Origin of the sequence: Streptomyces radicis (genome assembly GCF_003626575.1) — a bacterium.
GTDB lineage: Bacteria > Actinomycetota > Actinomycetes > Streptomycetales > Streptomycetaceae > Streptomyces > Streptomyces radicis.
Genome location: NZ_RBDY01000008.1, coordinates 59,005 through 75,402 on the forward strand (window position 1 = coordinate 59,005; position 16,398 = coordinate 75,402).

General features: G+C 73.4%; 22 protein-coding genes. 7 read left to right on the forward strand and 15 right to left on the reverse strand.

Annotation, left to right across the window (positions count from 1 at the left end):
- Positions 1-61 precede the first annotated feature (61 nt).
- Both D7318_RS13500 and D7318_RS13505 read left to right on the forward strand, forming a co-directional pair.
- Positions 62-445, forward strand: coding sequence for a F0F1 ATP synthase subunit epsilon (locus D7318_RS13500; protein WP_120697199.1), 384 nt, complete (start codon positions 62-64; stop codon positions 443-445).
- 72 nt (positions 446-517) lie between these two features.
- Positions 518-967 carry a DUF2550 domain-containing protein gene (locus tag D7318_RS13505; RefSeq protein WP_120697200.1) on the forward strand — a complete coding sequence of 150 codons (450 nt, stop codon included), beginning with the start codon at positions 518-520 and terminating at the stop codon, positions 965-967.
- 121 nt (positions 968-1,088) lie between these two features.
- Here the strand turns inward: D7318_RS13505 and D7318_RS13510 are convergent, their stop codons facing one another.
- The 13 genes from D7318_RS13510 to D7318_RS13570 all read right to left on the reverse strand — a co-directional run bounded on the left by D7318_RS13510 (position 1,089) and on the right by D7318_RS13570 (position 9,530).
- Positions 1,089-2,333 (reverse strand): glycoside hydrolase family 18 protein, encoded by a 1,245-nt coding sequence (locus tag D7318_RS13510; RefSeq protein WP_408055485.1) that lies wholly within the window; start codon positions 2,331-2,333, stop codon positions 1,089-1,091.
- Between the two features lie 174 nt (positions 2,334-2,507).
- The gene (locus D7318_RS13515) at positions 2,508-2,786 is read right to left on the reverse strand and encodes a gas vesicle protein K (RefSeq protein WP_120697201.1); all 279 of its coding nucleotides are present in this window, start codon (positions 2,784-2,786) and stop codon (positions 2,508-2,510) included.
- Entirely contained in the window at positions 2,783-3,013 is a 231-nt protein-coding gene (locus tag D7318_RS13520; RefSeq protein ID WP_120697202.1) for a gas vesicle protein, read from the reverse strand. The genes D7318_RS13515 and D7318_RS13520 overlap by 4 nt, the downstream gene beginning before the upstream one ends.
- Positions 3,000-3,875: a GvpL/GvpF family gas vesicle protein gene (locus tag D7318_RS13525; protein ID WP_120697203.1), complete on the reverse strand. Its 876-nt coding sequence runs from the start codon at positions 3,873-3,875 to the stop codon at positions 3,000-3,002. Before D7318_RS13525 ends, D7318_RS13520 begins: the two co-directional genes overlap by 14 nt.
- A complete protein-coding gene (locus D7318_RS13530; RefSeq protein WP_120697204.1) occupies positions 3,872-4,252 on the reverse strand; it encodes a gas vesicle protein in 381 nt (126 codons plus the stop codon). The genes D7318_RS13525 and D7318_RS13530 overlap by 4 nt, the downstream gene beginning before the upstream one ends.
- Complete coding sequence (locus D7318_RS13535) at positions 4,249-5,259, reverse strand: SRPBCC family protein (RefSeq protein ID WP_120697205.1); 1,011 nt, start codon at positions 5,257-5,259, stop codon at positions 4,249-4,251. The genes D7318_RS13530 and D7318_RS13535 overlap by 4 nt, the downstream gene beginning before the upstream one ends.
- 6 nt (positions 5,260-5,265) lie before the next feature.
- Positions 5,266-5,793 (reverse strand): hypothetical protein, encoded by a 528-nt coding sequence (locus D7318_RS13540; protein ID WP_120697206.1) that lies wholly within the window; start codon positions 5,791-5,793, stop codon positions 5,266-5,268.
- Positions 5,794-6,051, reverse strand: a complete 258-nt coding sequence (locus tag D7318_RS13545) for a gas vesicle protein GvpG (protein ID WP_120697207.1) — start codon at positions 6,049-6,051, stop codon at positions 5,794-5,796.
- A 1-nt stretch (position 6,052) separates the two neighbouring features.
- On the reverse strand, positions 6,053-6,808 hold the full coding sequence (locus D7318_RS13550) for a GvpL/GvpF family gas vesicle protein (RefSeq protein WP_120697208.1): 756 nt from the start codon (positions 6,806-6,808) through the stop codon (positions 6,053-6,055).
- A gap of 2 nt (positions 6,809-6,810) precedes the next feature.
- The gene (gvpJ, locus tag D7318_RS13555; RefSeq protein ID WP_120697209.1) at positions 6,811-7,236 is read right to left on the reverse strand and encodes a gas vesicle protein GvpJ; all 426 of its coding nucleotides are present in this window, start codon (positions 7,234-7,236) and stop codon (positions 6,811-6,813) included.
- 11 nt (positions 7,237-7,247) lie between these two features.
- Positions 7,248-7,562 carry a gas vesicle protein GvpO gene (locus tag D7318_RS13560; protein WP_120697210.1) on the reverse strand — a complete coding sequence of 105 codons (315 nt, stop codon included), beginning with the start codon at positions 7,560-7,562 and terminating at the stop codon, positions 7,248-7,250.
- Positions 7,563-7,686: 124 nt separating this feature from the next.
- Complete coding sequence (locus D7318_RS13565; RefSeq protein WP_120697211.1) at positions 7,687-8,349, reverse strand: response regulator; 663 nt, start codon at positions 8,347-8,349, stop codon at positions 7,687-7,689.
- Positions 8,346-9,530 (reverse strand): sensor histidine kinase, encoded by a 1,185-nt coding sequence (locus D7318_RS13570; protein WP_120697212.1) that lies wholly within the window; start codon positions 9,528-9,530, stop codon positions 8,346-8,348. Before D7318_RS13570 ends, D7318_RS13565 begins: the two co-directional genes overlap by 4 nt.
- Positions 9,531-9,680: 150 nt before the next feature.
- Here D7318_RS13570 and D7318_RS13575 point away from each other — a divergent pair, with 150 nt between their 5' ends.
- The gene (locus D7318_RS13575) at positions 9,681-10,274 is read left to right on the forward strand and encodes a hypothetical protein (RefSeq protein ID WP_120697213.1); all 594 of its coding nucleotides are present in this window, start codon (positions 9,681-9,683) and stop codon (positions 10,272-10,274) included.
- Between the two features lie 4 nt (positions 10,275-10,278).
- Here the strand turns inward: D7318_RS13575 and D7318_RS13580 are convergent, their stop codons facing one another.
- Entirely contained in the window at positions 10,279-10,851 is a 573-nt protein-coding gene (locus D7318_RS13580; protein WP_120697214.1) for a cob(I)yrinic acid a,c-diamide adenosyltransferase, read from the reverse strand.
- Between the two features lie 132 nt (positions 10,852-10,983).
- On the opposite strand from D7318_RS13580, the gene D7318_RS13585 reads away from it, so the two are divergent.
- The 4 genes from D7318_RS13585 to D7318_RS13600 all read left to right on the forward strand — a co-directional run bounded on the left by D7318_RS13585 (position 10,984) and on the right by D7318_RS13600 (position 15,471).
- On the forward strand, positions 10,984-11,625 hold the full coding sequence (locus D7318_RS13585) for a TetR/AcrR family transcriptional regulator (protein WP_120697215.1): 642 nt from the start codon (positions 10,984-10,986) through the stop codon (positions 11,623-11,625).
- A gap of 123 nt (positions 11,626-11,748) precedes the next feature.
- Positions 11,749-12,597 carry a 3-hydroxyacyl-CoA dehydrogenase family protein gene (locus D7318_RS13590; protein WP_120697216.1) on the forward strand — a complete coding sequence of 283 codons (849 nt, stop codon included), beginning with the start codon at positions 11,749-11,751 and terminating at the stop codon, positions 12,595-12,597.
- A gap of 160 nt (positions 12,598-12,757) precedes the next feature.
- A complete protein-coding gene (locus D7318_RS13595) occupies positions 12,758-13,051 on the forward strand; it encodes an STAS domain-containing protein (protein WP_120697217.1) in 294 nt (97 codons plus the stop codon).
- Between the two features lie 113 nt (positions 13,052-13,164).
- A complete protein-coding gene (locus D7318_RS13600; protein ID WP_120697218.1) occupies positions 13,165-15,471 on the forward strand; it encodes an ATP-binding protein in 2,307 nt (768 codons plus the stop codon).
- Positions 15,472-15,494: 23 nt separating this feature from the next.
- On the opposite strand, the gene nucS is transcribed toward D7318_RS13600, so the two are convergent.
- Positions 15,495-16,172: an endonuclease NucS gene (gene nucS, locus D7318_RS13605; protein WP_120697219.1), complete on the reverse strand. Its 678-nt coding sequence runs from the start codon at positions 16,170-16,172 to the stop codon at positions 15,495-15,497.
- Between the last annotated feature and the right edge of the window lie 226 nt (positions 16,173-16,398).

Below are 16,398 nucleotides of genomic sequence, written 5' to 3' on the forward strand. Positions count from 1 at the left end.
CGTGTGCGGGCCAACTATCCTTCGATCAGACAGGGACCACTCCCAGGAATGAGGAGCCATCGTGGCTGAGCTGCACGTCGAGCTGGTCGCCGCCGACCGTCAGGTGTGGTCGGGAGAGGCCAGCCTGGTCGTCGCGCGCACCACCTCGGGCGACATCGGCATCATGCCGGGGCACCAGCCGTTGCTCGCCGTTCTCCGCCCCGGCGCGGTGACGATCCGCACCGCGGGCGCGACCGGCGAGGGCACCGTGGTGGCCGCGGTGCATGGCGGTTTCCTTTCATACACGGACGGTAAGCTGTCGCTGCTCGCGGAGATCGCCGAGCTGGCGGAGGAGATCGACGTGGAGCGCGCCGAGCGTGCGCGTGAGCAGGCACGGACGGAGCAGGACGAGGCGGCCGAGGGGCGCGCCGACGTCCGGCTCGCGGCCGTGTCGGCGGGGCACTGACACGCACGGAGACGTGGAGAGGGTCGCGGCACCGGGCACACAGGGACACCACAGGCGAGGAGGTCGGTCGAGATGGTCCTCGCGCTGTTCGTGGTGATCGGCTCGGTGCTGTTCGCCCTGGTCGCCGGTCTGTTCGCCTTCGGCGCCAGGCGGCGGCTGATCCAGCGCCCCGGTGGCACGTTCGATTGCAGCGCGCGGTTCGCGCCGCCGCGCTCGGGACAGTCGCCTGGGAAGGGCTGGCTCTACGGAGTGGCCCGCTACAACGGCGATCATGTGGAGTGGTTCCGCGTCTTCTCGTACGCGCCACGTCCACGCTGTTCGCTCCAGCGCGACCGCATCCAGGTGCGGGACCGCCGTCACCCGCTGGGTGAGGAGGAGCTGGCGCTGCTGCCAGGGGCCGTCGTGCTGAGTTGTCGGCACGACGGCCGCGACGTTGAGTTGGCCATGAGCGAGGACGCGTTGACCGGCTTCCTCGCCTGGCTCGAGGCCGCGCCTCCGGGGCAGCGGGTCAACGTCGCCTGAGGGCCTGGCCCTCGCGGCCCGTGCCTCCGCGGCTTGGACGCCCCCGGGGAACGCCGAGGGCCGGACAGGCGGGGGCGGTCCGCCTGTCCGGCCCGTTCGTGGGCGTGGGTGACGAGGGAGGTCAGCCCAGCCCGGTCTCGATGGCGTTCACCAGCTGGCCGTCCGCGGTGTCGCCGGAGAGCTCCCAGAAGAACGCCCCGCCGAGGTCGCGGTCGTTGGCCCAGGCCATCTTGTCGACGATGGTCTCGGGGGTGTCGTAGCTCCACCACTCGTTGCCGCAGTGGGCGTAGGCCGTGCCGGCGACGGTGCCGGTGGGCGGGCACTCGTCGATGAGCACCTTGTAGTCGTCGATGCCCGCCTCGTAGGTGCCTGGCGCGGCCCCTGTGGCGGTGCCGCCTGGCGCGCTCTGGGTGACGCCCGTCCAGCCGCGGCCGTAGAAGCCGATGCCGAGCAGCAGCTTCTCGGCGGGAACGCCCTGGGCGATCAGCTTGTCGATGGCGGCCTCGCTGTTGAAGCCCTCGGCGGGGATGCCGTCGTAGGACGTCAGCGGCGAGTGCGGGGCGGTGGGCCCTGCCGGGGTGAAGCCGCCGAAGAAGTCATAGGTCATCACCGCGATGTGGTCGGCGTGTTGGGCTCCTCCGGCGTAGTCGGCGGCGTCGATCTTGCCGCCGTCGGAGGCGTCCGCGGTGATCGCGGCGGTGACCAGCTGGTCGCCGAAGACGCTGCGGAAGGTGCTCATCATCTCCTCGAAGACCTCGGGCCCGCTGGTGTCACACGTGAGGCCGCACGCGTTGGGGTACTCCCAGTCGAGGTCGATGCCGTCGAACAGGCCCTCCCAGCGCGGGTCGTTGACGAGGTCGTAGCAGGACTGGGCGAACCGCTGCGGGTCCTGCATGGCCTGGCCGAAGCCGCCTGACCATGACCAGCCGCCGAAGGACCAGACCACCTTGATGTCGGGGTAGGCCTCCTTGAGCTGGAGCAGCTGGTTGAAGTTGCCGCGCAGGGGCTGGTCCCACGTGTCGGCCTGGCCGCTGACGGACTCGGCGGCGGTGTAGGCGCGTTCGTAGGCGGCGTAGGAGTCGCCGAGGGTGCACTCGCCGCCTGTGACGTTGCCGAACGCGTAGTTGATGTGCGTGATGTCCTCGGCGGTACCCGAGTCGACGATGTTCTTGACGTGGTAGCCGCGGTCGTACACGCCCCACTCGGCGAAGTAGCCGAGGTTGACGCGCTCACCTGGCTGCTGGGCCGCGGCCTGGGCCGAGCCGCTCTGGGCCGCCATGGTGAGGGGAAGGGCGATCACGGCCAGCAGTGCGGCGACTTTTCGGAAGAGGCCGCCGAGGCGTGGGGGGGTCGCGGGGCTCGACAAGGAAGCTCCTGAGGTCGGTCGGACAGATCGGGGGGAAGAATCTGCGCCGCCCGCGAGCACGCTGTGTTTGTCATGTCGTGCTCACTTGCAGATGCGGTGAGCGTAGAGTGGTCTGGACCACAGGTCAATAGGTCTGTACCAAAGGATGATTGGCGGAACGCGCCCCGCCGCCCGTCAGGAGTCCAGCGGGAGGAGCGACCCCAACGGGCCCAGATCGAGGTTCAGATCCTCGGGGCGCAGCCCGAAGTGCTCGCGCAGCTGGCCCATCCGGTCGTCGAGGAGCATCAGCGTGGTGCCGACGCGCTCGACCTGCTCCTCGGTCAGCTCACCCGCGTCGACGCGGCGCAGCGCCTGCCGCTCGGTGAGCTGGCGCAGCAATTCGACCACGGTGAGCACCAGCGCGGCCAGGTCCCTGCCGACGCTGTCCGCGTCGAGGTTCAGGCGCGCGGTCACAGCGGGCCCCCGTCGGCCCACGGGGCGGGAACGCGGTCGCTGACGGACGCGAGCAGCGCGCGCAGCGACAGCCGGACCAGGGGGACTTCGGCGATGGCGATCACGACGTCGCCGTTGATCACCACGCCGGCGGCGAGCACGCGGTCGAGCAGGTCGACCAGGGGGACGCCGAGGGGGAGGCTCGGGCCCTCGGGGTCCTGCCAGGGGACCAGCTCATCCCGCGCCATCGGGGGCCTCCGTGTGCGTCTCGTCGGCCGCGTCGGTTCCGTCCGCGAACGAGTACGGCGCCCATGGGCCCGTGACCTCGATCCGCACCTGGTCGCCGGTGTCGGGGGCGTCGTTCAGCGCGCGCAGTGCGGTGGCGAGGGCGGCGGCGCCGTCGCGGCGGACGAGGTAGGCGGCGTTGAGCAGCTGGTTTCCCGAGCCGCCCTGGGCGGGGTCCTGGCCCTGGGCGCGCAGGCGGCGGGAGGCGACGGCGAGCGGGCGGAGCGCCGCGTCGACGCGCTCGGCGGCCGTCCAGGCGGCGTGCTGCCTGGCCTCGCGGGCCCGCTGCCTGCCGCGCAGCCGCTCGAGATAGGCGCGGCCCGAACTCCCCGCCGGGCTCTCGTCGTCGCCCCCGGTGGCGGGCTCCGGCCCGCCGGGCGCCGAAGGGCGGGCCAGCGCCCACACCTTGACGCCCCACTCGGCGCAGCCCTCCACCCGGTCGAGGATCCGGTGGAAGCGCGCCTCGCGCTCGGCCAGCGCGCGCCGGGCGCGTTCCTCGCCGCGGTAGAGGGTGGCGAGCGGCAGGGGCACCGCGGTGACGGCCTCGCACACCGCGGCGACGACCTCGTGGTGGGCGCGGGCGTAACGTTCCAGCTCGGTGCGTTCGGACAGGCGCCGGCGCAGCGCCTCCTCGTCGTGCGCCGCGGTGGGGACCTCCTGGACCACGGCGGCGAGCGTGCCCGCGGGCAGCGCCCTGACCTCGCCGCCGTCGCCGTGGCCGCGCGCCGTGGCGAGGGCGGGCGCGTCGGTGGCGCGGCAGACGGCGAACACATAGGTGGCGGTGGAGGGTTCGGCCGAGGTGGCGGGCTCGGTCAGCTCGGTCATGGGGTGGGGCGCTCCTTCCGCCGCTTGGCCCTCGGGGTGTCGCCCGCGAGGCACTCCCGCGAGGTCTCCAGGCTGTCGAGGCGTTCGCGCAGGCGGCGGTTCTCGTCGGCCAGCGCGTCCTGGTTGGCGCGGGTGGAGAGGGCGGGCTCGGTCTCCCACCAGTTGACGCCCGCCTTGCGCGCGGTGTCGACGGAGGAGATGAAGAGCCGCAGCCGGATGGTCAGCAGCTCGATGTCGAGCAGGTCGATCTTGATGTCGCCCGCGATGACGATGCCCTTGTCGAGGATGCGCTCCAGGATGTCGGCGAGGTTGGCGGTCCTCGGCGGATACGGCTCGAGGGGCTCGTAGGCCTCAAGCGTCCTGCGGGTCTGCGTCACCGCTGCTCCTCGTCGTCATCCTCGTCGTCCCCTTCGTTGTCCTCGCCATCGTCATCGTCGTTGTCCTCGCTCTCGTTCTCGTCCTCGTCGTTCTCGTCGTCGTCCTCGTCTCCGCCCTGGTCGCGGGGCTCGGACTCGCCGTGGTCGCGGACGACTTCGCCGTCGCGGATCTCGCCGCGCCAGCCCTCGGGCACCTCGTCGGCGGCCAGGGTCACCTGGCGCTGGAAGTGCTTGAGGTCGAGGCGCGTGCGGCGGCCCTGGGCGCGCCAGAGGTTGGCGGTCTTCTCGAAGAAGCCCTCCGGGTAGTACTCGAGGACCAGCACGATCCGGGTCAGCTTGGGCGCCAGCTCGTGGAACGTGACCACGCCGCGCGTGCTGCCCTTGGAGCCCTCCGACGTCCACTCGATGCGCTCGTCGGGGATCTGGGTCCTTACGGTGGCCTTCCAGTCGCGGTTCGACGGGCCGATCTTGAGCTTCCAGCTGGACTCGGCGGGGTTCTCGTCGTCGCGCTCGACGCTCTGGACGCCCTTCATGAAGTCGCCGAAGCCCTCGAACGTGGTCCAGTGGTTGTACGCCTCGGTCAGCGGCACGCCCACGTCGATGGTCTCGATGACGCTGGTCACCTTGGTGTCGCCCGACTTGCCGCCCCCGCCGTCGCCTTCGTCCCCGCCGCCACCACCGCCTCCGCCCATGGCGCCCTTGACCTTGTCGACGGTCTTGCCCTTGACGTCCTTGGCGCCCTCGGCGGTCATGGCCTTGGCCGGGGACTCCCCGCCCATGAGGCGCTTGCCGACCTGGGGCAACGGGCCCTTCTCCGCCTCGCCCAGACGTTCCGTCAGCCCCGTGATCCGCTCGCCCGCCTTGTCGGCGAGCTGCTTGACCTGGGCCCCGAGGAAGCCGGTCAGCTCGTGGCGCAGCCGTTCCAGGCTCTGCCCGATGCCGTCCTGGGCCTTGGCCTGGCCGTTCGAGCCGCCCTTTCCGGTCTTCTCCTGGGTCTCCTCGCTCATGGCCGCTCACCTCCCGCCCATGATCCGGTCGGCCTTGCCGCGCGCCGCCTTCTTGCCGGTGCGGCTGCCGTGGCCGCGGCTCTTGGGCCGCTTGGGCTCGGCGGTCTCCTCCTCGGCCTCGTCCGCCAGCTCTGACGCGGAGGCGGGCGGGCAACTCCCGTCGCGCGCCCGGGAGTCGCCTTCGCGCTCCGGCGCGTCGCCGTCGTGCGCGCCCGGCGTGTGGGCGGCCAGGGCCTCGGTGCGGCTGCGCAGCGTCTCGGCGAGCCCGGTGAGGTGGTGGTTCGCCGCGGTGGTGGCCGCGGACCTGCCCGCGTGCAGCAGCTCGCCGCGGATCTGCCCGGTCAGCTGGGCGACGTGCTCGTTGTCCTTCAGGCGCCGCACGCCCTCGCCCGCGAGGTCCCGCGGGCGCAGGCGGAACCGCCGCCCGACCACATAGGTGGCCACGGCGAAGGCGAGCTTGGCCTTGCGGCGGCGGCCGAGCAGGTAGCCGCTCGCGATCCCGGCGGCGAGGGCCGCCTTGGTGTGCTGTTCCATTCAGTGGCCTCGCTGTTCTCCCTGGTCTCCGGCGCGGAGCCGTTCAAGGCGGGTGAGCACGATCTCCTCCTGGCGTTCGAACTCCTCCTGGTCGATGGCGCCGCACTCCAGGTCGCGGTGGAGCGCCGCGAGCCGCGCCATCAGCGGGCCGGGTGAGCGGTACTCGCGGTCGGCGGCGTCGGCGACGCGGTTCGCCACCCAGCCCACGCCGCGCGCGGGCGCGAGCGGCAACAGGAGCAGCCCGGAGATCAGCCCCATGTCAGTGCCCCGCGGCCGCGGGCGCGCCGTCGTGGGTGGCGGCGGGGACGAAGCTGAAGCACGGCAGCGGGCCGCTGACCCGCACCTCCGCGTGCGACACCAGGCGGGTGGCGCAGCGCGTGGCCTCGGAGCGGAACGCGTCGACGGCGTGCCGCGGCACCAGGAAGGAGATGTTCCGCACGCACCCGGGCACGTCGGGCCCTGGCGCGGTGGCCTCGGAGAGCGGGGTCAGCAGGCGCAACGCCTCGGCCGCGGCGGCCGCCGCCCTGCGCTGGAGCCCCGCGGCCACGGCCTCGCCGAGCCTGACGCTGGCCTCGTACCCGGGGCGCCGCTGCGCGGCCTCGCGCAGCCGCCGCACGGTGGCGTCCTCCCGCACCAGGTCGGCGAGGCCGTCCTCGACCGAGAACACCTTGAGGTTCATCTCGAGCCGCCCGGCGAGGCGTTCGAGCGTGTCCAGGTGCTCCTGCTCGCCCTCGGCCAGCCGCTTGGCGACCGCGGACTCGTCGGGGGAGACCACGCCGAAGCGCATGGGCAGCACCGGGCCCTCGTCGGCGAGGGCCAGCAGCGTCTCCTGGTGGGCCAGCAGGTCGCGGCGGCGGGCCAGCAGGCTGTCGGGCGCCTCGCTGACCACCGCGGCGAGCGACCGCTCGCACAGCTTGCGCAGCCGGGCCGGGGGCGAGCCGACGCCCTGCCGCCCGGGTGGCAGCTCGTGCCCCGCGCGGATGATGCCGTAGACGTACACGTGCGCTCCTGCCACGTTCAGTCCTCCTCGTCCTTGCGGCGGGACTTCCGCCTTGAGCCGCCGTTGCCCCCGTTGCCGCCGTTGTCCCCCTTGCCCGTGACGGCCTCCTTGACCTTCGAGCCCGCGCCGCGCACGGCCTTCCGCTCCGCCCTGTGCTTCACGCCGCCCCTGCTCATGCCCTCGATGAAGTCGGGGAGCGTGCGGCTGTGGGCGTCGGTCTCCAGGTCGATGCGGTTGCACACCTCGGCGAAGCGGAGATACGTGTCGACGCTGGCGATGACGATCCTTATGTCGACCTTCACGATCTCGATGCCCACGAGCGAGACGCGCAGGAAGACATCGATGACCATGCCGCGGTCGAGGATGATGTCGATGACGTCGTACAGGGTGCCGGTGCGCGGCTGGAGGCACGCGTCGTCGCGGTAGACGGTGGGAACGGTCATGGCGCTGCTCCTCAGCAGTAGTCGTCGGTCGCGCAGCGCCGGTAGCGGCGCACGCGGCGGTACTGGCGGAGCCGCCCGTCCTCGTCCAGCTCGACCTCGTAGGTGGCCATCAGACTGGTGGTGTCGGGGATGCGGGGCACTTCGAGTACGTCGACGCACACGCGCCAGCCGTCCTCCTCGCGGTGCACGGCCGAGACGCCGTCCACCGAGTGGCCCGTCAGCTTCTCCAGGCGTCGGCACGCACGCCGTGCCGCGCCCGAGGGGCCGCGCACGGGCGGAGGGCCCGAGGAGCCGCGGCCGCCACGTCGTTGCTGCTGGTCTGCCATGGCCTCAGTCTGTGGTGACGTCGGCGCGTGCCGCCCCCGGTGATGGGCCGAGTGGGGGCGGGGCGTTGCTCATCCGGGGGCGCTCATCCGGGGGCGCCCACCCGGAACGCCCATCCGGTGCCGCTCACTCCGGGGTCGTGCCCGACTCCTGGGCCAGGATGGCCGCCTGGACGCGGCTGCGCAGGCCGAGCTTGTTCAGGATGCGGCTGACATGGGTCTTCACGGTGGCCTCGGCCATCCGCAGCCGGTCGGCGATCTCGGCGTTGGACAGGCCCGCGCCGACCTGGGCGAGCACCTCGCGCTCGCGCGGGGTCAGGGCGGCGAGGCGGCCGGTGCCGGGGGCGGGGGGCGCGGGCGCGGGGGAGGAGCGGGCGAACTCGGCGATGAGCCTGCGGGTGACCGCGGGCGCGATCAGCCCCTCGCCCGCGGCGACCGTGCGGACCGCGGTGAGCAGGGTGGGCGCGTCGCTGTCCTTGAGCAGGAAGCCGCCGGCGCCCGCGCGCAGGGCGCCGAAGACGTACTCGTCGAAGTCGAACGTCGTCAGCACGAGCACCTCGGCGAGACCCTCGCCCGTGACGCGCGCGGTCGCCGAGACGCCGTCGAGCCGCGGCATCTGAACGTCCATCAGCACGAGGTCGGGGCGCAGCGCGCGGGCGAGGCGGACCGCCTCCTCGCCGTCGGCGGCCTCGCCCACCACCTCGATGTCGGAGGCGCTGCGCAGGATCAGCACCAGTCCGTGGCGCACGGCGGCCTGGTCCTCGGCGACCAGCACCCTGATCGGGGTCATGCGGGGGACTTCCCTTCACCCAGGGGGAGTTCGGCGTGGACGCGCCAGCGGTGCGCGCCGGTGGGCCCCGCGGCGAACGCGCCGTCGAGCAGGTCGACGCGCTCGCGCATCCCGATGAGCCCGGCGCCCGCGCCGGGCGCGCGAGACGGCGTGCGCTCGTGGAACGGGCTGGTGACGGTGACCGTGAGCGCCCCCGCGTCCTGCCGCAGCACCACGGTGACCTCGCCGGGGGCGGCGTGCTTGACCGCGTTGGCCAGCGCCTCCTGCACGATGCGGTACGCGGCCAGCTCGACCGGCGTGGACAACCGGGCGGCGCGCGGCGGGCGTTCGTCCAGGCCCTTGAACGTCAGGCCGCCCGCCGCGCCCGCCCGCTCCGCGTGGCCGAGCAGCGCGTCGAGGGCGTCGAGGCTGGGCGACGCCTCGACGGCGTGCCCGCCGCCCGCCTCGCGCAGCAGGCCGATCAGGCGGCGCATCTCGGTCAGGCCCTGGGTGCTGTTCTCCCTGATCACCCCGAGGGCGTCGCGCGCGGCGTCGCGCTCGTCCAGGGTCAGTGCCGCGGTGGCGTGGATGGCGATCGCGGAGAGGTGGTTGGCGACGCGGTCGTGCAGCTCGCGCGCCATCCGGGAGCGCTCGGCCGCGACCGCCTGCGCGCGGTCCATCTCGGCGAGCAGCGCGGTCTGTTCGGCGCGCAGCCGCTCGGCCGCCGCGGCCTCGCGGTGCTGCCTGAGCATGAGCCCGGTCCACACCGGGGTGGCGGTGACCCCGGCGGCGAGCACGCCGAGCAGCAGCGCCTCGGGCGCGCGCAGCCACGCGAGGGTGCCGACCGTCGCGGCCACGGAGAAGACGACGCTGCCGGGCGCCAGGGCCCTGGCCACCCTGGCGGGGCCGTAGAGCGTCGTGGCGTACAGCACGTCGGTGAACATCACCAGGACGGCGAGCAGGCCGCCCGTCGCGATGTCGACGACCAGCGCGACCACGGCGATGCCCAGCGCCCACCCGGGCGCGGTGCGGCGCAGCAGCTCGGCGCCGCACATCAGCAGCAGGCCGACGAGCACGGCGGGGCCGTGGTCGCGCTCGGGGTTCACGGTGTAGAGGCCGAAGGCGATCCCGAGCAGTCCGCCCGCCAGGCCCGCCAGCGCGATCCACACGTCGTGGCGGTGCGGCGGCGCGGGACGGGACATGGCTCCATCACAGCACGTCGTGACCCGGAGCGGCACCGTCGGACGGTGTAGTCCGAACGGTGCAGCCGCGCGCCCCCGAATCGTCGCGCGGGCCGACGTGGCGGGGGCGGGGAAGCGGCCAGGGTGGTGGGGAGCGAGGGAGGACGCGCCATGATCGTGGGACTGATCGCCGCCGCCGAGGTCGGCTTCTGGGCGGTGCTCGCCGCGGGGCTCGGGGCCCGTTACGGCCTGCGGAAGCCGCGGCTCGGGGCCGCTCTGCTGGTGTGTGTGCCGCTGATCGACGTGCTGCTGCTGACGGCCACCTCGGTGGACCTGGCGCGTGGCGCCGAGCCGACGGCGGCGCACGGCCTGGCCGCGCTGTACCTGGGGTTCACCGTGGCGTACGGGCACTACACGATCCGCTGGGCCGACGGGCACGCCGCGCACCGCTTCGCGGGCGCCCCGAAGCCGCCCAAGCCGCCGCGCCATGGCGCGGCCAGGGCGGCGCACGAGTGGCGGATCTGGTCGATGACGCTGATCGCCGTGGTCATCGCGCTCGCGGCGCTCCAGACCATGATCTGGGCCATCGCCGACGCCGACCGCACCGAGGCGCTGCGCGCGTGGCAGTGGACGGGCCTGCGCGTCCTCGGCATCCACGCGCTGATCGCCCTGACCTACACGGTGTGGCCCAAGAAGGCCCCCGAGGGCGCGGAGGGCGCGGAGGGCTCCGCGGGCGCGGCGGCCGAACGGGAGTCGCGGGCCTGAGTGTTCAGCGGTTCTCGCCGGGGACCCACAGGACGTCGCCCGTCTCCTTGTTGGCCGTGCGGGCGAGGATGAAAAGCAGGTCGGAGAGGCGGTTGAGATAGGTCGCGGTGAGGGCGTTCATCGTCGGGCCATGGGTCTCCAACGCGGCCCACGTGGAGCGTTCGGCCCTGCGGACGACGGTGCACGCCTGGTGGAGCAGGGCCGCGCCCGGGGTGCCGCCGGGCAGGATGAAGCTGCGGAGCTTGTCGAGCCCGGCGAGGAACGCGTCGCAGTCCGCCTCGAGCCGGTCGACATAGCTCTGCTCGACGCGCAGCGCCGGGTGTTCGGGGTCGGGGACGACGGGGGTGCTCAGGTCGGCGCCGACGTCGAAGAGGTCGTTCTGCACGCGGACCAGGACGGCGCGCACGTCGTCGGGGAGCCCGCCGAGGGCCAGCGCGGTGCCGATCGCGGCGTTGGCCTCGTTGGCGTCGGCGTACGCGGCGATCCGCGGGTCGGTCTTGGCGGTGCGGCTCATGTCGCCGAGCGCCGTGGTGCCGGTGTCTCCGGTGCGGGTGTAGATCCGGGTGAGGTTGACCATGGTCCGAGCGTAGGGCCCGGGCGCGGTGCGTGGCGCCCCCGCGGTCCCCGGGTTCCCTCGGACCGGTGGGGACGGCCCCGAGGTGCGACATCGGCACGTTCTGAGCTGATCAGGAATCGCTACGATGAGGTCATGGCCGGGCTCAGGGAACGCAAGAAGCGTCAGACCAGGCAACAGATTTCGGATGTGGCCACCGGTCTGTTCCGGGAGCGGGGCTTCGACGCGGTCACGGTCGCCGAGGTCGCGGAGGCGGCCAACGTCTCGGTGAACACCGTGTACAACTACTTCCCGACCAAGGAGGAGCTGTTCTTCGACCACGAGGCCGCGCTCGTCGAACGCCCGTCGGCCTGGGTCAGGCAGCGGGCGCCCGGGGAGTCGGCCGTCGAGGCCGTGCTGCGCGGCCTGCGGCGCGACATCGTCGACCGCAGGCCCTGGGTGGGCCTGTACGAGGGGCACCACGACGTCATGCGGGTCGCCATGGGGTCCGTGACGCTGATGACCCGCTTCATGCGCATGACGCAGGCGACGGGGGAGCGGCTCAGGGAGACGCTGGCCGAGGAGACGGGGGCGGCGCCGGGCGACCATGTCGCCGAGGTGATCGCGGGTCAGCTGATGGCGTTGCAGTCCGACCTCTACCGCACCGCGGGCGAGTGCGCGCTCGAGCGGCGCTCGCCCGACGCGACGGCCGCGCTGATGCTGGAGAAGCTCGCGGTGGCCGAGCAGCTGATGAGCCCTCGCGTCCTTGACCACGCCCGCCGCCCCGCCGCTGACTGACCCGTGTGTCCCCACGTGTCCCCGCGTGTCGGTGGCGTGACGCGCATCTCTTCCCCGCCCAAGGGCCCCTCCGGATCGATACGCTTCGGGGTCCGGGTCGCCGCGCATCGAAGGAGATCACACGTGGCCAGGAAGCTCGCCGTCATCGGTGCAGGACTCATGGGCTCCGGCATCGCCCAGGTCGCCGCGCAGGCCGGGTGGGAGGTGACCCTGCGGGACCTCACGGACGACGCGCTGACCCGGGCGCGCTCCGGCATCGAGTCATCGCTCGGCAGGTTCGTGGCCAAGGGCAGGCTGACGGCGGAGCTCGCGGAGGAGACGCTGGGCCGCGTGGCCACGACCACCGACCTCGACGCCGCCGCCGAGGCCGACATCGTGGTCGAGGCCGTCTTCGAGCGCTTCGACATCAAGGCGGAGCTGCTGCGCACCCTCGACGGGCTGGTCAAGGACACCGCCGTGCTGGCCTCCAACACCTCGGCCATCCCCATCACCAAGCTCGCCGCCGCCACCGCGCACCCCGAGCGCGTCGTGGGCACCCACTTCTTCTCGCCGGTCCCCGTGATGGCCCTGTGCGAGCTGGTCCGCGGCCACCGCACCAGCGACGAAACGCTTGCCGCCGCACGGGAGTTCGCCGAGTCGACGGGCAAGACCTGCATCGTGGTCGAGCGCGACGTGGCCGGGTTCGTCACCACCCGCCTCATCTCGGCGCTCGTCGTCGAGGCCGTCAAGCTCTACGAGTCGGGCGTGGCCACGGCCGAGGACATCGACACCGCGTGCCGCCTCGGCTTCGGCCACGCGATGGGCCCGCTCGCCACCGCCGACCTCACCGGGGTCGACATCCTCATGCACGCCACCGAGAACATCCACACCGAGTCCGCCGACGGCAAGTTCGCGCCGCCCGAGATCATGCGCCGCATGGTCGACGCCGGGGATCTCGGCCGCAAGAGCGGCAAGGGCTTCTTCGCCTACTGAACGCCCCACGCGCCGCGCCCACCGATCTCCCCTGATCACCTCCACGGGTGATTTCGGTATCGGTTTGAACACAGCCAGCAACTCAAGACCCAGAGAACTGTCACTTTTAACGGTGGGACACAGTCGTCAACAGTCGCCTCATGGGCAGCGGGGAGCGTTTATGCACATCAAGGGCGACCACGCGGAGCTGGTCGTCGGCGGGCGACTGGACGTGCGCAGTGCCGCGGACGCCAGACTCGCCCTGCACCACGCCGTCGATTCCGGCAACGGGGACCTCGTGCTCGACCTCAAGGACCTGGACTCGTGGGATGCCACGGGACTCGGCGTGATCATGGGCACGCACCGCAGGGCGGGCCGCTGCGGCCGCCGCCTGGTGCTACGGGACGTGCCGCCCCGGATGCAGCGCGTGTTGGTGGCCACCCGCCTGCACCGCATTCTCACCATCGCCTCATAATCCTCCGAAGACAAGGGCGGGTTGGACGGCTCCGGCCATCACGTGCGGGACACGCGGCGGTAGCGTGGGCACCACCGGCCGCCCGGCCGCACCGCTTCCGAGAGACGCTGACCATGGACCTCAACTCCCCCGCCGGGACCGCGGACGACGGCCCCGCGCGCGTTGTCGAGCTGGTCGCGGGCGACTTCCTGCTCACCGTCAACCCGGTGGACGGCAGCGAGATCGAGTCCTGCCCGCCCGGCCGCCGCCCCCTCACCCCGCGTCGCGCGCCCGCGGGCCCGGCCGACGACGAGCCTCCCGCGGCGCCCCTGCTCGAGCGTGACGAGGAGCGCGCCAGGCTCTACCGCCTGCTGGCGCGCGGCCGTTCCGTCCGCGTCACAGGGCCTTCGGGCGTGGGCCGCAGCGCCCTGCTCGCCGCCGTCGCGCGCGACTGCGCGGACCTGGCGCCCGACGGCGTGATACGGCTCAACGGCCATCGCCGCACGCCTCATGACCTGTCGCACGAGCTGTACTCCGCCGTGCACCACACCCCCGCCCACCGCCCCGGAGGGCCCGAGCTGGCCGCCGCGCTGCGGCAGATCGGCGCCGTCGTCGTCCTGGACGACCTCGAGTTCGGCGGCGCGGCCCTCGACGAGCTGCTCGACGCCACCCCGGAGTGCGCGTTCCTCATCGCGGCCGAGCCGACCGTTCCCCCGCCGGTCTCCGAGTCCCGCGTCGACGAGGTCTTCCTCGGCGGCATCAGCCGTACCGCCGCCCTCGAGCTCCTCGAGCTCGCCATCGAGCGCCCGCTTGACGAGGCCGAGACCGACTGGGCCGCCGACCTGTGGTTCGAGACCGAGGGACTGCCGCTCCGCTTCGTCCAGGCCGCCGCCGTGCTGCGCGCCAGGGGCGAGGGCGCGCGAACGCCGCTGCCCGACGCCGCCACCCTGACCGCGACCCTCGTCAAGGCGTTGCCCGAGGGTGCCCGCGTGATCCTGCGGCACGCCGTCGCGCTCGACGGCGCGTGCCCCGACCCCGCGCGCCTACCCGGCCTCACCGGCCACCCCGTCACCGCGGCCGACCACGGCCTGCTGCGGGACTCCGGGCTGCTCACGGCCTCGGGCCCCGGCGACCGGGTGCCCGCCGCCCTCCTCGGCGAGCTGCTCGCCGAGGGCATGGGCGAGGGCTCGGCCGACCGCGCCTTGGCCGCCGCCCGCCACTCCACGTGGTGGTTCGCGGGGCCCGAGGCCACCGAGGCCGAGGTCGCCGCCGAGGCCGACGTCCTGCTCGCCACCGTCAGGTCGGCGCAGCGCGCGGGCCACACCGCCGCCGTCGCGGCGCTCGCCCGCGTCGCGGCCCCGCCGCTTGCCGCGTCGCTGCGCTGGGGCGCCTGGGAACGCGTGCTGCGCAGCGGACAGGAGTCCGCGCGGGCCGCGGGCGACGTGGCCCACCAGGCGTACTTCCACCACGAGTTGGGCGTCCTCGCCATCGTCCAGGGACAACTCGACCGCGCCCGCGTGGAGTTGGAGGCGTCGATCGCGCTGCGCAGCGTGCTCTCCGACGCGGGCGGCGCGGTGACGGGCCGCCGGGCCCTCGCGCTGGTCGACGACCTGTCGTCGCCCCGCGCCCAGACCCCGCCCGAGGGCATACCCCCCGTGTCCGAGGCCTTCGCGCGGCCGTTCGGCCCAGATGACACCCCCACGCAGCTGCTCCACCGCGCGGACGCCGAGGAGCCCGCGACCCCCGCGGGCCCGCGGCGCAACGCGGTCGCCGCCGCGGCGGGCGCGCTCCTGCTCGCCGTGCTCGGCACCGTCGTGGCCCTCGGCGTCAGCGGGGGCGACTCCGACGACGCCGAGCCCGACGACAGCCGCCGCACCACCCCGTCCCGGCTCGACGACACCCCCACCGATGACGACACCGCCCCCGCCGAGTCGCCGAGCGACTCGCCCGAGGAGAGCGAGAGCGAGAGCCCGAGCCCCTCCGACTCGGCCGAGGAGTCCGAGAGCCCCGAACCCCCCGGCACCCCCGAAGAGAACACCCCGCCCGACCCGACCACGGGGGGAACGGGCGGCTCAGGCGGTGGCACCACCACCGGTGGCTCGACCGGTGGCTCCGACGACCCGCCCGACGACCCGCCGACGAGCGGCACGTCGGGCGGCGGCGCCAACGGCGACCCGGGCGGCGACGGCGGCGGCGAGGAAGGCGGCGCCGAGGAGGGCGGCGCGGAACAGGGCGGCGGCGAGGAAGGCGGCGCGGAGGAAGGCGGCGCCGAGCAGGGCGGCGCGGAGGAGGGCGGCGCGGAACAGGGCGGCGGCGAGGAGGGTGGCGGCGAAGAGGGCGCCGTCACCGGCGAGATCGACGGCACGGCGAGCGCCAGTCCCTCCGCGGGCGCCAGCACGGGCACCAGCACCGGCACGACGTCCTGGGAGCCGTTCGCGTAGAACGACGGCTCCAGGGAGGCGCGTCAGAAGAGCCGCAGCTTGTCGTCCTCCACGCCGCGCAGCGCGTCGTAGTCGAGCGTGACGCAGCGGATGCCGCGGTCCGTGGCCAGCGTCCTGGCCTGCGGCTTGATCTCCTGCGCCGCGAACACCCCGGACACGGGCGCGAGCAGCGAGTCCCGGTTCAGCAGCTCCAGATAACGCGTCAACTGCTCGACCCCGTCGATCTCCCCGCGCCGCTTGATCTCCACGGCGACCGTGGCCCCCTCGGCGTCCCGGCCCAGGATGTCGACGGGCCCGATCGCCGTGGGGTACTCGCGGCGGATCAGCGACCAGCCCTCGCCGAGGGTCTCCATGCGGTCGGCGAGCAGCTCCTGGAGGTGCGCCTCCACGCCGTCCTTGATCAGCCCGGGGTCCACGCCCAGCTCGTGCGACGAGTCGTGCAGGATCTCCGCCATCGTGATGATCAGCTTCTCGCCCGCCTTGTTCTGCACGGTCCACACCGCGCCCTCGCCCCCTTCGGGCGCGCTCTCCTTGAGCGTGCACGGGGGCGACATCCAGTTCAGTGGCTTGTAGGCCCGGTCGTCGGCGTGGATCGAGACGGACTGGTCGGCCTTGACGAGGATCAGCCGCGGAGCCAGGGGCAGATGAGCGGTGAGCCGACCGGCGTAGTCGACCGAGCAGCGGGCGATGACGAGACGCATGGGATCAGCCTAGAGGCTGACACCGACAGCTCCGACCGGCCGAAAGCGAGGCCCCCGCCGCGTGACACGGGAGGCGTTCGGCGCGCCTGAAACGTGCGGGGCGTGAGGGATCCGCATCTGGCCGGATATGCGCCCGTTCCCCTGACATGTACTGGCTCGGCAGCCTAACGTGGGATGGGGGGCGTCGCCGGCGTTCAACCAACTGGACCGAATGCGCGGTGACTTG